This is a genomic window from Macrococcus lamae, from assembly GCF_004359545.1.
GTDB classification, from domain to species: Bacteria; Bacillota; Bacilli; order Staphylococcales; family Staphylococcaceae; genus Macrococcus; species Macrococcus lamae.
Window position 1 is genome coordinate 128681 of record NZ_SCWB01000002.1, and the last position, 13820, is coordinate 142500.

Here is a 13820-nt window from a genome sequence, read left to right on the forward strand (position 1 = left end):
TTTGCGTTGTTAAATGCCATAAATATAAAAGGATACACCGATAATCAGTAAAGTCAGCATAATGGTGAAAAGGTTTAGTATAAGTACTCCTTTTTCGTCTTTAATTCGATGTTTAAATGCGGTGATTTCTATATTGATTACAAGTGCAAGTACTAATAGAATAGCCCACCATGATGTCGACGTCACGTTGAATAGAATGCTGAATATAAATAATAAAAGTCCGACACCGAGTATCATTCTGAGAATACGTGTAATCTGAACGTTATATTGATAAATACTCAAATACGAAATCACTAAATAAATGAGCAGATAAAGCGTGAGTAAGAATATCATGCCACTGTTCCTTTCGAAAAATAGATATAAATCAGTCCAAGTGACAATATACTTGTAACAGCGCCTATATAAAATGGCAGACTCAAGTTAAATGTCAGCAGTCCGGTGAAAACAAGAGGACCGATAATTCTGCCGAGACTATCCAGTGAATAAGTGATACCTGTCAGCTTGCCCATATGGCTTGCCGACGTTGTCTTTGTGATGCTCGAAGTCAGCAATGTTCTGACCATCGCGTTACCTGCCATTAAAAGCACAAGACATAGCCCAGCGTATACAAGATTCATTGTAAACGGAAGCATCATAAAAGCAATGGCTGTAATGATCTGCCCTGCAACCATGACTTTACGTTCTGAGCCGTGCTTTACTTTTCGTAAATAGCCGCCCTGCAGCAATGCACTGACGAATCCACCAATCATAAAGAGCATTCCCATCTGTGACGGGGTAATATTAATTCTATCGATTTCAAGCAGCTGAAAAGAACTCTCCATACCGCTCATCGTCATCATTACAATAAATGTACATAATAAGAGCAGACCTACCGGTTGCTTGACAATACTCCAGTCAATGCGCTTATCATCAAAACCGGAGCGACTGTTATGAGTTTCCGGCAATTTCGTCCATACAGCGAGGAAAATCAGTATCAATATTCCAGCTGTTATAAAGTAGGGCAGCTGGTAGGAGACGCCGGCAAGCAATCCGCCGACAGCAGGACCGAAAATAAAACCGAGACCGATCATCATACCGAGCAGTCCCATGTAACGGTTACGTTCTTCAGCTGTTGTTAAGTCGGCGACAATACTTGTCGTCGTAGAAAAACATGCCCCTGAAAACAAACCACCGATGATGCGCGAGAAGTAAAGCATCGGCAGATTGTCAATGAACAGGCCGAATGTCAAAAAGCTGACAGCGAAACCGATTAAGCCTATAAGCAGTACTTTTTTGCGGCCTTTATTATCTGAGAACTGTCCCCAGAAAGGTGCAGCGATGAATGAGGCAATGGAATAAATCGCCAGTAACAGCCCCATATGGAAAGAACTTAAATTCATATCAGCAATTAAAGCCGGAATGACAGGGATGACGATGCTGAACCCGAAATAGATTAAGAACTGAATACCCATCAACAGGCTGAATACTTGTTTAATATTACTGTTCATTAAGCTGTTCACGCACGACACGGATTTCTTCTTCCAGTTCATGCAGACGTTCTTCTAATTTTTCGGCGTGATTTCCGGTTGACTGGACCTTCTCGATATCACCCTGCAATCTGACGTATTCCTGTTTAAGTTCTGTCAGTTGATAATTTAAATCAGCCATCATAGACACTCCTTTATTTTTAAAATGTAAGTCCATTATAAGCTATAATGGAACTAACTTGAAAGCGGGGAAATAAGAATGCCGAAGAAAATCAAAACAAATGCACTGCGTCAACTGGACCAGTTTCATATCAGCTATGATGTTTATACTTATTCAGCTGAGGATGGACAGATCGGCGGCATCAGTGTTGCCGAAAAAATAGGACAGGAAACTGCCAGTGTATATAAGACACTCATTACTCATGCGGGCCAGGAATTATTCGTGTTTGTTATTCCTGTGGCGGCTGAGCTTGATTTGAAGAAAGCGAGTCAAACGGCAGGCGTGAAAAAGCTCGAACTGCTGCCGGTTAAAGAACTGCTCAGCAGAACCGGTTATATAAGAGGCGGCTGTTCTCCAGTCGGCATGAAAAAATCGTTACCGACCGTTTGTGACAGTTCAGCATCAGAACTGGATGATATTATTGTCAGTGCGGGACAGATTGGCCAACAGATGAAACTCAGTGTCGATAATCTTCTTAAAGTCACTGATGGGCGTCTGATGGATGTGATCAGACGATGAAACTGAAGGATAATTATCGTAAGCTTGAGATTAAAGGCAGACGTACCATTGTCATCTCCGACATTCACGGTGAGAAAGTGCTATTTCAAAAATTGCTTGAGAAAGTCGGATTTTTAGAAGATGATGTTCTAATTATTGGTGGCGATATCCTTGATAAAGGACGGGATTCCATCGGGACGATGAAGTATGTGTTGCAACTGCTTGAACAGGAAAACGTTCATATGATTGAAGGAAACTGCGACCGCATTCTCACTGAATTATACGAAGCCTGGCTATTTGATTATATGGATTACCGCCGGACATTCATTCATGACTATCTAGACGAAACAGGGAAAACACTGGCGGACTATCCCTCTCAGCATAACTTAGCAGATGATATTTTAAAAACGTACGGGGATTATCAGCAGCGATTCGCTGCACTGCCGACTGCAATTGAGACGGAAGATTACTTGTTTGTTCATGCAGGAATAGACCATGCTGATTATCTCGAAACAGATTGTGAACAGGCGCTGGTCATGCCGAACTTCTATGAGCAGAAACACCAGCTTGACAAGTATGTGGTCGTCGGTCATTATCCGGCGTGTAACTATGTGGAGAACGGGTTATACAGTCACGAAGTCAAGATCAGCCATGACCGAAAAATAATCGCCATCGATGGCGGTAATCAAGTTAAAGCATCTGGACAGTTGAATGCACTGATTATCGAAGCGGATGGTACGCGCTCGTCAATGGCTGTCGACGACTATATCACTCGGGAAATCGTTCAATCTTTAGAAGTCAGCTACCAGGAGCCGCATACCTTCACCTATCCGGACTTCGAAATTACAATAGGCGAGATTGATCCCTACTTTACTTCGGCTATTCATGTGCGTTCACAGACTGAGTTTATGGTGAAAACAGAGTATATTCAGGAAGATGGTTCTGGCGGCTATCGCCTGAAAGATGACTATACGGATATGTTTCTTAATGTTGAAGTTGGAGAAACTGTCAAAGTGATTGATGACTCCTGTCTGGGTTATGTACTGGTCAAAAAAGAGAGCCTTGTAGGCTGGGTTCCTGAAGAAGTTTTAGGTGAGTAACGATTGGTCATTCATAGTATGACTTATACTTCTCGTGATTAATATAATGACGGTGACGGATAATCAGCATCGTCCCTGCAGTAATCAATAGAACAGGAATAACCACTGTGAATAACAGAAGCAGACCTGCTACGATGAACATGACAGCACTTACTATAATGTAACGGTTCAAGTAAAGGATGCCAAGCAAGTTAAGTGCCCATGGAAAGAGAATCATGACGATCAGGGGTAGCAGCGCCTCTTTTAAAGCTTTCGTGCTCTCCGGCAATGCAGAATCGCCAGCTTGTCCAGCTAGAAAATCCTGGACGAAGTCGCTCGATGCGCTGAAATAAAGTAATGTAATCAATAAGATGATGATCGTTAAGATAATTAACGAAATGACAGCAAGACGTTTCGGAATTTTTATAAAGTCGTTCATAAAGCACCTCTTGTATTTTTGTTTAGTTTAGCACAAAAGAAGTGAGTCAATGAACATGAAAAAATCTGTCTCTTATTTGAGACAGATTGATAATTACCCTTTACCACCCATGAACGATGGGTATTTTGTCATACCGCCATCAACGTAAAGCGTTTCGCCGGTAATGTAACTTGCATTTTCGCTGGCAAGAAATGTCGCGACAGTGGCAACCTGTTTAGGATCACCGATGATACCCATTGGAATCATTTTTTCTGTTTCTGCCCGCGTTTTAGGATCAGTAAATTTTTCAGTTGTGTGTTCAGTCATAATTGCACCCGGTGAGATATTATTAATTCTGATACCGTTCGGTGCAAATTCCATACACATTGTCTCCATCATCAGTTTCATTCCGCCTTTACTTGCAGCGTAGTTCACGTAATTAGGCCATGGAATAACATCGTGCACACTTGAAATATTGATGATGATGCCTTTTTTACCTGTCTCTACAAAATGCCGGCACGCTTCACGGCTGCCGACAAAGGCACCGGTCAGATTAGTCTCGATCACTTTGTTGAATTCTTCTGCTGACATTTCGAGAGAAGGCGTTGCATGTTCGATACCGGCGTTATTAATCATGATGTCAATACCGCCGAACGCATCATGAGCAGTCTGGCAGATTTTTACGACATCTGCTTCCTTTGCCACATCACCTTGAACAGTCACTGCGTCTCCACCATTGTTTTTAATAGTTGCTGCTACTTCTTCTGCACCTTCAGGGCTTGAGTAGTAATTGACGACGACTTTACATCCTTCTTTGCCGAATTCTTCTGCCATTGCTTTTCCGATACCATTTGAAGCACCTGTAATTACAACGACTTTCTCTTTAAGATCCTGATACATTCATACCACTCCTTATTATTGTTTAGCGTAACCTAATAGAAAGGCTGCAGCGATAATCAGAACAATGCCGACTGCGATACCAATATACTGTTTTTTCGTTTTCTTTTCCTTGAGAATGAAAATGCCCCCGAGCGTTGAAACAACAACCAGCATCTGTGAGAATGAGAAACTAGTAGCAACGCCTACTTTTGGCTGCGAATAAAACATCGCCATATTACCGAATGCCCATACGACGCCTGGAATGATATTTCTGGCGATGGCTTTCTTTTCAGGTTTATGCTTCATACTGAGCAGTAATCCGCCGAGCATCATACCGATTGCCTGAGGAAATAAGGCATCCCATCCCTCAACACCGAAAAACTGACCGATGACGACATAGGTAATATAGCCGATAGATGAGATAATTAGAATATGAAGGGCAGATTTGATGCGTCCCTTATCTTTTTCATCATCTTTGTCTCCTTTGAGTGATGTCAGAATGACGCCACCAACTAGTAGAACAAGAGCCGTAATGCCAAGAATGACTGCGGTTGTTGACTTCCATTCGTTGAAGAAAATAACAGAGACAATAGTTGTACCAACGAGCTGCATTCCTGTAGAAATCGGCATTGTCTTTGAAACGCCAATCTTATCGATGCTTTTTAGCTGGTTGCCTTGACCCAGCGCCCAGAAACCACCTGATATCATACCGACTATTAATATTTTCCAGCTGAGCTCAGGTTGGACGATAAAGTAAGTGGCAGTTCCGATGATAAAAGCACCCAGCACTGTCCCCATAATCTGCTCATAAGGTGAACCGCCCACCTTGACGTTGATCAATACCACACTTCCCCAGAGCAGGGCAGGTAGTAAAGCTATTAATAGATCCATTGCCTCAGTCCTTTATACTTTTATGTCCATCTATTCCCTTCGTTCATTACACAAAACATAAGCTTGAGACATCCAGCTATTCTGCAGAAATTAGCTAGTTATCTCAAGCTTATAGGTGACGTTTTTTACTCTGCACTGAATTTATAATGGTGCAATTCATTGATTTTCTTAAATCCTAATTTTTCGTAGAACTCAATCGTACGTTTTCTTTTATCTTCTACACTCAGCTGTATTTCTGTTGCCTGGTGTTTTTCGAAAGCATGCCGTGCTGCATAAGCTACGAGCTGATGACCGATACCTTGCTGACGATAGTTTTTATGAGTAACGACATATTCAACATAGCATGTCGCCTTATTGTTTGTCGCAAGGAGAATATAACCTTTAACGATACCTTCGTTCAGCAGGATAAAGAGTTCCGATGAATCGTCAAGCAGTTCCAGTAATTGTTCTGTCCGTTCTTTCGGATTAATATATAAGTTTTTCATTAAATCCATGAAGCTTTTCCGGTATATGGGACTGTACGGAATAACGAGCCGTGTATCGATATCTTCATCATTTAAGTTTACAGCTGCCATTGTATAACGCGTACCGAGATACTGTGTTCTTAGTGACTTCATGACCATCTGACCGAAAACATGCTGAGCTCCAATGTAAAACTCATATTCTTTAATGTCAGGATGCTTCTTCATCAGCTGTTCACATAGCTCTTTGATTTGCTGGGATATTTCAGTATCTGTATGACTGGTGATCGGTCCGAATACATGAGCTGTGCCGTCTTCTTTTGTTTCTATTCCGATGACAGCAATAATCTCTTCACCTTCTGACAACACGGCAATGTTTTCTGCTCCAAGTTGTTCCAGTTGCTTTTTAATACGTTGCTGACTATGACCGAGATAACCGACATGATGTTCGGGCTGCTGGTTCATGTCATAGAGGAAACGGCTGATTTTTTCATAATCGTCTGTAGCACTTGTACTCATGTGCTGTTCACTCCTTATTTGATGATATGAGTTAACATTGTTAGAATCCCTTTGCTATAGGTATGTTCTGCGACATGTGGATAGAGTTTCTTCGCCTCAGGTGTTGCGTTACTAACTAAATACCCATGTTTAACTGCATTCAGCATTTTAATGTCATTTCCGCTGTCACCGAACGCAATCGTCTGGGCAGCAGGAACTTTGAATTTTCTGATCAAGTATTTAACGATAGCACCTTTACCGGCGCTGTCTGGGAAAAAGTCGACGTCATAATGATCAGCTGGGTCTCCGATTAATGGATTGCACTTGCTGATGTTGACGACTAGATGATTCTCGGAAGCTAGTTGTCTGATGCGTTCGAAGTTTGCAGCGTCTACTTCAGGAATGCTCTCCTTGTAGTAATAGTTACGAGAAAATGGAGCGTTGATAAACGGTTCCTGTATTTTCAGTGGAATGCCTTCGCTTTTCAGCTGAGTTTCAACGTCAAGAATTGTAGTTTTAGAGAAACCGCGCTTTAGCAGCTCCTGCTCGTAATCTTTGTCATAGATTTCCTTGCCGTCAATATAGTATCTGAGTTCAGTGCCTGAATTTGAAGAAATAAAATGAGGATAGTAATTAAAATGACCGATATCCAGACAATGTTTTATCATCTCAATTGTACTTGCTGACACGATACCGAATAGAATATTGCTATCTTTCGCATGAAGCGCGATATAATCATCCAACTCTTTCACATCTTCTGCATTAGACAGGTCGTGCGCAAAGAAAGTCTCGTCAAAATCTGAGCAGACGAGCCAGTTGATATTCTCCGGGAAATACATAGGTTTCATAAGGCGTCCTCCTTCATTTGAAATTAGCATAACGGAATCGCACGGTTAACTCAAATGAAATCTTCAAATGAGCATGCTATAATAATCAGATGACTAATGAGAATAGGAATGATGATATGAAATCTGTTGTATTAGCAGAGAAACCTTCAGTTGCACGGGATATTGCCCGCGTGCTTGGATGTAATCAGAACAAGAATGGTTATATGGAAAGCAGCCGCTATATCGTTACATGGGCGCTTGGCCATCTTGTGACGAATGCAGATCCTGAACAATATGATATGAAATATAAGGAGTGGAATCTGGACGTTCTGCCAATTTTGCCGAACCACATGAAGACAGTTGTGATCAGTAAGACGCGTAAGCAATTCAATACTGTGAAAGCTCAGATAGAACGCGGCGATGTCGGTGAAGTCATTATTGCGACTGATGCCGGACGTGAAGGAGAACTGGTTGCACGACTCATACTGGAGAAGTGTAAAGGGAATAAACCAGTGAAACGACTGTGGATCAGTTCAGTCACCGATAAAGCGATTAAAGACGGCTTCAACAAGTTAAAAGATGGTAAAGCCTATCAAGGATTATATGATGCAGCTATGGCGAGAAGTGAAGCGGACTGGATTGTCGGCATCAATGCGACTCGCGCCTTGACGACAAAATACGATGCCCAGCTGTCAACTGGACGGGTCCAGACACCGACACTGCAGATGGTAAGAATGCGCCAGGATGAAATCAATGCCTTTAAACCTCGTCAATTTTATGGCATAGAAACGGTGATTAAAGGCACGAAGTTTACGTGGCAGGCAGGAGGTCAGATTTTTGATGAAGCAAAAGTCGATCAGTTGCTCGGTCAGCTGAAGTCAGAGACTGCAAAAGTCGTCTCTGTCGAAACGGTGGAGAAAAAGAAATATCCAGACCTCTTGTATGACTTGACGTCACTTCAGCAGGATGCCTACAGACGCTATAAATATTCTGCTAAAGAAACGTTAAGTACGATGCAGAACTTATATGAAAGCCATAAGCTTGTCACATACCCGAGAACAGATGCGAATTATCTGTCAGAAGACATGGTTCCGACTTTAAAAGATAGAGTCGCAGCACTCGGCGCTACAGAGTACCGTCAGGCAGTCGTCCAGCTGTTAAAAGCACCGATTAAAGGGAGCAGACATTTTATCAATGATGCTAAAGTGTCTGACCACCATGCGATTGTTCCGACAGAAGTGAGAGCGAATGTCAGCGAGTTATCTCTTCGTGAGCGGCATATTTATGAGCTGATTGCTGAACGGTTCTTAAGTGTATTGATGAAGCCGTATCGTTATACGGTGCAGACTGTAACCGTACAGATTGGCAGCGAAACATTTACGGCGAAACATGAACAGGCGATAGAGCTTGGTTTTAGAGCATTACATGAGTCAATGAGCGAAAAAGCAGCATTGTCATTTAACACCGGTGAAACTATTGATTCACTTAAATTGACAAAGACAACTGGAGAAACGACACCACCGCCATATTTCAATGAAGGAACACTGCTGAAAGCGATGGAAAATCCATCAGCTGTCTTTAAACTTGATAAAGCGCAGAAAGCGACATTAAAAGAGACAGGTGGCATCGGAACGGTAGCAACGCGGGCAGATATTATCGAGAAACTCTATCATTTGAACGCTATTGAAAATCGTGACGGAAAACTGCGTGTGACTAATAAAGGAAAGCAATTGCTTGATCTGGCACCGGAAGCATTGAAATCACCTGACTTAACAGCAGACTGGGAACATAAGCTTACTCAGATTGAGAAGGGCAGTTACCATAAGAAGAATTTTATCGAAGAGATGCGTGAGTTTACGAAGGTACTTATCGCTGACATCAAATCCAGCGAGGATAAGTTTAAACATGATAACTTAACGTCAACAGAATGCCCGACATGCGGCAAGTTCATGCTTGAAATTAAGACACGTAACGGTAAGATGCTTGTCTGTCAGGATCCAACCTGTAAGACGAAGAAAAATGTTCAGCGTCAGACCAATGCCCGTTGCCCTAACTGTAAGAAGAAACTGATGCTGCACGGTACAGGAAAAAAAGCAATGTACAGCTGCAGCTGCGGTTTCAGAGAAACACAGGAAGCGATGGACAAACGCTTTAAATCGACTAAAACAGGTAAAGTGTCAAAAAATGAAATGAAAAAGTACATGAAACAGGACGAACCGGTCAACAATCCTTTTGCCGATGCTTTGAAAGGATTAAAGTTGTAAAGATTAATTACGAACAAAATATAAAAATAATTGAAAAATGTTCGATTTTTGCATTGATTTTTGTAAGTTAACGTAATAAGATAAACAAGTGCTTATTAAATGAACTTACAAAAGGAGATACTATGAAGAACTATTTCAAGTTTGATGAATTAGGAACTAACTATAAACGTGAAATATTGGGCGGGTTAACAACGTTTTTATCAATGGCTTATATTCTCGCAGTCAATCCGGCGATGCTGTCACTTGCTGGGGTCAAAGGCATTCCGGATGCCATGCGAATGGATGCTGGAGCAGTGTTTGTCGCGACCATTTTAGCTTCAATCGTCGGCTGTCTGTTCATGGGTCTGATAGCGAATTATCCGATTGCGCTGGCACCAGGTATGGGATTGAACGCCTTCTTTGCATTCACGGTTGTGCTGACATACGGTATTCCGTGGCAGGTTGGATTGACAGGTGTCCTGTTCTCGGGATTTATTTTCGCACTGCTCACGATGAGCGGCTGGCGGGAAACGATCATCAACGCCATACCTTTTGAACTGAAGATGGCAGTGTCCGCTGGGATTGGTCTGTTCATTACATTTGTTGGTTTGAAAGGTGCAGGCATTGTTGCACCGAGCGAAGCAACGTTAGTAACAATCGGCAATATACATGACCCTCACGTATTACTTGCAGTAGCAGGTATTTTGCTGACTATTATTTTGATGGCGCGAAAAGTGCCAGGCAGTATTTTTATAGGTATGATGGTCACAGCGATTCTCGGTATGATTTTCGGTCTCATTGATCCACCGAAACAAATTGTCGGACAGGTACCGAGCATCGAACCGACATTCGGTAAAGCTTTCGATGCATTTAAAGATCCAGGTCAGTTATTGACGTGGCACTTTATCGCAGTAGTTCTGACATTCTTGTTCATCGACTTCTTTGATACAGCAGGAACACTAGTAGCAGTTGCCAACCAGGCTGGTCTTGTAAAGGATAACAAACTGCCACGAGCTGGGCGTTCACTCTTCGCAGATTCATTAGCGACAATGACAGGAGCGATTTTTGGGACATCAACGACGACGTCTTATATCGAGTCATCAGCAGGTGTTGCAGTAGGCGCTCGTACAGGATTTGCAAGTGTAGTGACAGCAGCATGTTTTGCGCTTGCCTTATTCTTCTCACCATTGATGGCGGTCGTGACAAGTGCAGTTACAGCACCAGCGCTTGTTATCGTCGGCGTGCTCATGGTCTCTAATTTAAACAAAATAGAATGGAATCGCTTTGAAATCGCAGTACCTGCGTTCCTAACGATGATTATGATGCCGCTCACTTACTCCATCGCAACAGGTATCGCGTGTGGCTTTATCTTCTATCCGATTACGATGATTATGGCTGGTAGAAGAAAAGAGATTCATCCTATTATGTATGCACTCTTTGTCATCTTCATCTGTTACTTCGCATTTGTGCAGCATAACTAATAGTTTTTCTTGTCTTTTGTCGAGAAGTGGCGCGTAAACGTAAAATACGCGCCACAATTCGCGTGGAAAGCCAGCAATTCATCAAGAGTGGCGCGTAAACGCAAAATACGCGCCACATCACTTTCACACCATTTCAACCAAATAAAAGCATCGACCGTTGATTAACGATCGATGCTTTTTCTAATAATTAACGTCTTCTGTTGACTGTCTTATCTGTATCTCCGCCGTAATAGACACGTGTGTTTCCTACATGAGTAGGAGTTGCCATTACTCGGATAACAAATAGAATCATAAATAATGTCATAATCCAGTGACATACCATACCGACAAACGGAATGAATGCCACCATATTCAATATAATACCAAGGATTGGAATATACATTAAATCCTTCGCGGGACTGTAGCGGTCTGCTGCTAAAATTACAGCCATGATAATGTACATAAGTATATTGGAACCAAGCGGTGCCCAACCAAGTGAAACAATATAAGTACCACCTAAGATCGGGATTCCCAAAAATATTTCATTAAGCAATGTGATAATGCCAAGTATCAGCAGTATGATGCGGATTGGAGCTTTCATTAACATACCTCCATTTTTAATTTCTTCTATTATAATAGAAGTTCTTACTTTAAATTTATTATACCACCCCTAATTAAAATTTCTAAATAGTTAGCCTTGCACCTTCCATCGTAACCTTATACAATAAAGAAATGTGATTATGAAAAAATATATAAATTGTAGCGATAAGTGTTGATTTATTATGTGAACTCATGTATCATATCTACTGTTGGACTTTTAAAAGCGATGAAGCGGAAGGTTACTGACACACCCGGCCGCTTTGCCATGGCGATGTGTGAGACAATTTTCGTGGAGAAGTCTATCAAACCAAAATAGACGTTATTAGAGGAGGTAAAATAATGGCAAAACAAAAAATTCGTATTCGTTTGAAAGCTTATGATCACCGCGTGATCGATCAATCAGCTGAGAAGATTGTAGAAACGGCTAAACGTTCAGGTGCTGAAGTATCTGGTCCGATTCCGTTACCAACTGAAAGAACAGTTTATACAATCATTCGTGCCGTGCACAAATACAAAGACTCTCGTGAGCAATTTGAACAACGCACGCACAAACGTTTAATCGACATTGTTAACCCTACACCGAAAACAGTTGATGCTCTTATGGGCTTAAACTTACCATCAGGCGTAGACATCGAAATCAAATTATAATTAAAAGTAGGAGGTGCGACTTTCGATGACCAAAGGAATCTTAGGAAGAAAAGTGGGAATGACTCAAGTATTCGCTGAAAACGGTGAGTTAATTCCAGTAACTGTAGTAGAAGCAGCACAAAACGTAGTATTACAAAAGAAAACTGAAGAGATTGATGGTTATTCATCAGTTCAAATCGGTTTCGAAGACAAACAAGCATACAAAAAAGACCGTAAGTCTAATAAATATGCAACTAAGCCAGCTGAAGGCCATGCTAAAAAAGCAGGCACAGCGCCTAAGCGCTTCATTCGTGAATTCAGAAACGTAGATGCTTCTGAATACGAAGTAGGTCAAGAAGTCACTGTAGATGCATTCCAAGCTGGTGACATCGTTGACGTGACAGGAACTTCAAAAGGTAAAGGTTTCCAAGGGGCTATCAAACGCCACGGCCAGTCACGTGGACCAATGAGTCACGGTTCTCGTTATCACAGACGCCCAGGTTCAATGGGTATGGCATCTGATGCTTCTAGAGTATTTAAAGGTAAAGCATTACCAGGTCGTATGGGTGGTAATACTGTTACAATGCAAAACTTAGAAATCGTTAAAGTTGACGTAGAAAACAACGTTATCCTTGTTAAAGGTAATGTTCCAGGCGCTAAAAAAGGTTTAGTAAAAATCCAGACTTCAATTAAAAAAGGCAATAAATAATTTAGTAATTGCGAAAGGAGGAAACAAACATAATGGCTAATTATGATGTATTAAAAGTAGATGGATCTAAAGCAGGTTCAATCGAATTGAACGACAATGTATTCGGTATCGAACCTAATCAACATGTATTATTCGAAGCAATTAATCTTCAACGTGCTTCATTACGTCAAGGAACTCACGCAGTTAAAAATCGTTCTGCAGTACGCGGCGGTGGACGTAAACCTTGGAAACAAAAAGGAACAGGCCGTGCGCGTCAAGGTACAATCCGTGCGCCACAATGGCGTGGTGGTGGTATCGTATTCGGACCAACTCCAAGAAGCTATTCTTACAAAATGCCCAAGAAGATGCGTCGTTTAGCACTTCGTTCAGCATTATCAGCTAAAGTACGCGACAACGAATTTACAGTATTAGATGCTTTGACTTTCGAAGCTCCAAAAACTAAAGAATTCAAATCAATGACTGCTACTCTTGAATTACCAAGAAAAGTACTTTTCGTTATCGATGCTGAAGACGTAAATGTATTATTGTCAGCTCGTAACATCCCTGGTGTAACAGTCGTTACAGCTACTGGCTTAAACGTTCTAGATATCGTTCATGCTAACCAAGTAGTGATGACTCAAGCAGCAGTTCAAAAAGTAGAGGAGGTGCTTGGTTAATGGAAGCTCGCGACGTCATTAAGCGCCCCGTAATCACTGAACGTTCATCTGAGGCTATGGCAGAAGATAAATACACATTTGATGTAGATACTCGTGCTAACAAAACTCAAGTTAAAATCGCTGTTGAAGAAATCTTCGACGTGAAAGTAGACAAAGTGAACATCATGAACTACAAAGCGAAAAAGAAACGTGTTGGCCGTCATAACGGTTACACAAACAAAAGAAGAAAAGCAATCGTAACATTAAAAGAAGGATCATCAATCGATTTCTTCAACTAAAATACATTTT

The 13820-nt window shown here is 41.6% G+C and carries 17 protein-coding genes; 8 read left to right on the forward strand and 9 right to left on the reverse strand.

What is annotated here, in order from left to right; all coding sequences use genetic code 11:
- Positions 1 to 9: 9 nt before the first annotated feature.
- The 3 genes from mspA to ERX29_RS10935 are packed head-to-tail and all read right to left on the reverse strand — an operon-like array spanning position 10 to position 1647.
- Positions 10 to 333 (reverse strand): membrane stabilizing protein MspA, encoded by a 324-nt coding sequence (mspA, locus tag ERX29_RS02180; protein WP_133443047.1) that lies wholly within the window; start codon positions 331 to 333, stop codon positions 10 to 12.
- Positions 330 to 1487, reverse strand: a complete 1158-nt coding sequence (locus ERX29_RS02185; protein WP_243719947.1) for an MFS transporter — start codon at positions 1485 to 1487, stop codon at positions 330 to 332. The genes mspA and ERX29_RS02185 overlap by 4 nt, the downstream gene beginning before the upstream one ends.
- Complete coding sequence (locus ERX29_RS10935) at positions 1477 to 1647, reverse strand: SE1832 family protein (RefSeq protein ID WP_165981036.1); 171 nt, start codon at positions 1645 to 1647, stop codon at positions 1477 to 1479. The genes ERX29_RS02185 and ERX29_RS10935 overlap by 11 nt, the downstream gene beginning before the upstream one ends.
- A gap of 78 nt (positions 1648 to 1725) precedes the next feature.
- Between ERX29_RS10935 and ybaK the strand changes: the two genes are divergently transcribed.
- Together ybaK and ERX29_RS02195 are read left to right on the forward strand one after the other, a co-directional pair.
- Entirely contained in the window at positions 1726 to 2205 is a 480-nt protein-coding gene (gene ybaK, locus ERX29_RS02190; RefSeq protein ID WP_133443048.1) for a Cys-tRNA(Pro) deacylase, read from the forward strand.
- Positions 2202 to 3284: a metallophosphoesterase gene (locus tag ERX29_RS02195; protein ID WP_133443049.1), complete on the forward strand. Its 1083-nt coding sequence runs from the start codon at positions 2202 to 2204 to the stop codon at positions 3282 to 3284. Before ybaK ends, ERX29_RS02195 begins: the two co-directional genes overlap by 4 nt.
- Positions 3285 to 3291: 7 nt before the next feature.
- Here the strand turns inward: ERX29_RS02195 and ERX29_RS02200 are convergent, their stop codons facing one another.
- From ERX29_RS02200 to ERX29_RS02220, 5 genes are all read right to left on the reverse strand, one after another.
- Positions 3292 to 3702: a hypothetical protein gene (locus ERX29_RS02200; RefSeq protein WP_133443050.1), complete on the reverse strand. Its 411-nt coding sequence runs from the start codon at positions 3700 to 3702 to the stop codon at positions 3292 to 3294.
- Positions 3703 to 3795: 93 nt separating this feature from the next.
- Positions 3796 to 4581, reverse strand: a complete 786-nt coding sequence (locus tag ERX29_RS02205; RefSeq protein ID WP_133443051.1) for a glucose 1-dehydrogenase — start codon at positions 4579 to 4581, stop codon at positions 3796 to 3798.
- Positions 4582 to 4596: 15 nt separating this feature from the next.
- Entirely contained in the window at positions 4597 to 5451 is an 855-nt protein-coding gene (locus tag ERX29_RS02210) for a GRP family sugar transporter (RefSeq protein WP_133443052.1), read from the reverse strand.
- 125 nt (positions 5452 to 5576) lie between these two features.
- Positions 5577 to 6431: a GNAT family N-acetyltransferase gene (locus tag ERX29_RS02215; protein WP_133443053.1), complete on the reverse strand. Its 855-nt coding sequence runs from the start codon at positions 6429 to 6431 to the stop codon at positions 5577 to 5579.
- A gap of 14 nt (positions 6432 to 6445) precedes the next feature.
- Complete coding sequence (locus ERX29_RS02220) at positions 6446 to 7258, reverse strand: HAD-IIB family hydrolase (RefSeq protein WP_165981037.1); 813 nt, start codon at positions 7256 to 7258, stop codon at positions 6446 to 6448.
- 116 nt (positions 7259 to 7374) lie between these two features.
- On the opposite strand from ERX29_RS02220, the gene ERX29_RS02225 reads away from it, so the two are divergent.
- Both ERX29_RS02225 and ERX29_RS02230 read left to right on the forward strand, forming a co-directional pair.
- Positions 7375 to 9501, forward strand: coding sequence for a DNA topoisomerase III (locus ERX29_RS02225; RefSeq protein WP_133443109.1), 2127 nt, complete (start codon positions 7375 to 7377; stop codon positions 9499 to 9501).
- Positions 9502 to 9623: 122 nt separating this feature from the next.
- Entirely contained in the window at positions 9624 to 10961 is a 1338-nt protein-coding gene (locus tag ERX29_RS02230; protein ID WP_133443055.1) for an NCS2 family permease, read from the forward strand.
- Positions 10962 to 11148: 187 nt separating this feature from the next.
- Here ERX29_RS02230 and ERX29_RS02235 read toward each other — a convergent pair whose 3' ends face one another.
- A complete protein-coding gene (locus ERX29_RS02235) occupies positions 11149 to 11541 on the reverse strand; it encodes a hypothetical protein (protein WP_133443056.1) in 393 nt (130 codons plus the stop codon).
- Positions 11542 to 11879: 338 nt separating this feature from the next.
- Between ERX29_RS02235 and rpsJ the strand changes: the two genes are divergently transcribed.
- The 4 genes from rpsJ to rplW are packed head-to-tail and all read left to right on the forward strand — an operon-like array spanning position 11880 to position 13810.
- Entirely contained in the window at positions 11880 to 12188 is a 309-nt protein-coding gene (rpsJ, locus tag ERX29_RS02240; protein WP_133443057.1) for a 30S ribosomal protein S10, read from the forward strand.
- A 25-nt stretch (positions 12189 to 12213) separates the two neighbouring features.
- A complete protein-coding gene (rplC, locus tag ERX29_RS02245) occupies positions 12214 to 12876 on the forward strand; it encodes a 50S ribosomal protein L3 (RefSeq protein ID WP_133443058.1) in 663 nt (220 codons plus the stop codon).
- Positions 12877 to 12908: 32 nt separating this feature from the next.
- Positions 12909 to 13532 (forward strand): 50S ribosomal protein L4, encoded by a 624-nt coding sequence (gene rplD / locus ERX29_RS02250; protein ID WP_133443059.1) that lies wholly within the window; start codon positions 12909 to 12911, stop codon positions 13530 to 13532.
- Positions 13532 to 13810, forward strand: a complete 279-nt coding sequence (gene rplW, locus ERX29_RS02255) for a 50S ribosomal protein L23 (RefSeq protein WP_133443060.1) — start codon at positions 13532 to 13534, stop codon at positions 13808 to 13810. Before rplD ends, rplW begins: the two co-directional genes overlap by 1 nt.
- Positions 13811 to 13820 lie beyond the last annotated feature (10 nt).

What these genes read in the sequence shown, in the direction of transcription:
- ERX29_RS02235 (WP_133443056.1), bottom strand. Translation starts at nt 11,541, where the DNA reads ATGAAAGCTCCAATCCGCATCATACTGCTGATACTTGGCATTATCACA.
- ERX29_RS10935 (WP_165981036.1), bottom strand. Translation starts at nt 1,647, where the DNA reads ATGGCTGATTTAAATTATCAACTGACAGAACTTAAACAGGAATACGTC.
- rpsJ (WP_133443057.1), top strand. Translation starts at nt 11,880, where the DNA reads ATGGCAAAACAAAAAATTCGTATTCGTTTGAAAGCTTATGATCACCGC.
- ERX29_RS02185 (WP_243719947.1), bottom strand. Translation starts at nt 1,487, where the DNA reads ATGAACAGTAATATTAAACAAGTATTCAGCCTGTTGATGGGTATTCAG.
- rplC (WP_133443058.1), top strand. Translation starts at nt 12,214, where the DNA reads ATGACCAAAGGAATCTTAGGAAGAAAAGTGGGAATGACTCAAGTATTC.
- ERX29_RS02205 (WP_133443051.1), bottom strand. Translation starts at nt 4,581, where the DNA reads ATGTATCAGGATCTTAAAGAGAAAGTCGTTGTAATTACAGGTGCTTCA.
- ERX29_RS02200 (WP_133443050.1), bottom strand. Translation starts at nt 3,702, where the DNA reads ATGAACGACTTTATAAAAATTCCGAAACGTCTTGCTGTCATTTCGTTA.
- ERX29_RS02210 (WP_133443052.1), bottom strand. Translation starts at nt 5,451, where the DNA reads ATGGATCTATTAATAGCTTTACTACCTGCCCTGCTCTGGGGAAGTGTG.
- mspA (WP_133443047.1), bottom strand. Translation starts at nt 333, where the DNA reads ATGATATTCTTACTCACGCTTTATCTGCTCATTTATTTAGTGATTTCG.
- rplD (WP_133443059.1), top strand. Translation starts at nt 12,909, where the DNA reads ATGGCTAATTATGATGTATTAAAAGTAGATGGATCTAAAGCAGGTTCA.
- ERX29_RS02230 (WP_133443055.1), top strand. Translation starts at nt 9,624, where the DNA reads ATGAAGAACTATTTCAAGTTTGATGAATTAGGAACTAACTATAAACGT.
- ERX29_RS02225 (WP_133443109.1), top strand. Translation starts at nt 7,375, where the DNA reads ATGAAATCTGTTGTATTAGCAGAGAAACCTTCAGTTGCACGGGATATT.
- ybaK (WP_133443048.1), top strand. Translation starts at nt 1,726, where the DNA reads ATGCCGAAGAAAATCAAAACAAATGCACTGCGTCAACTGGACCAGTTT.
- ERX29_RS02215 (WP_133443053.1), bottom strand. Translation starts at nt 6,431, where the DNA reads ATGAGTACAAGTGCTACAGACGATTATGAAAAAATCAGCCGTTTCCTC.
- ERX29_RS02220 (WP_165981037.1), bottom strand. Translation starts at nt 7,258, where the DNA reads ATGAAACCTATGTATTTCCCGGAGAATATCAACTGGCTCGTCTGCTCA.
- ERX29_RS02195 (WP_133443049.1), top strand. Translation starts at nt 2,202, where the DNA reads ATGAAACTGAAGGATAATTATCGTAAGCTTGAGATTAAAGGCAGACGT.
- rplW (WP_133443060.1), top strand. Translation starts at nt 13,532, where the DNA reads ATGGAAGCTCGCGACGTCATTAAGCGCCCCGTAATCACTGAACGTTCA.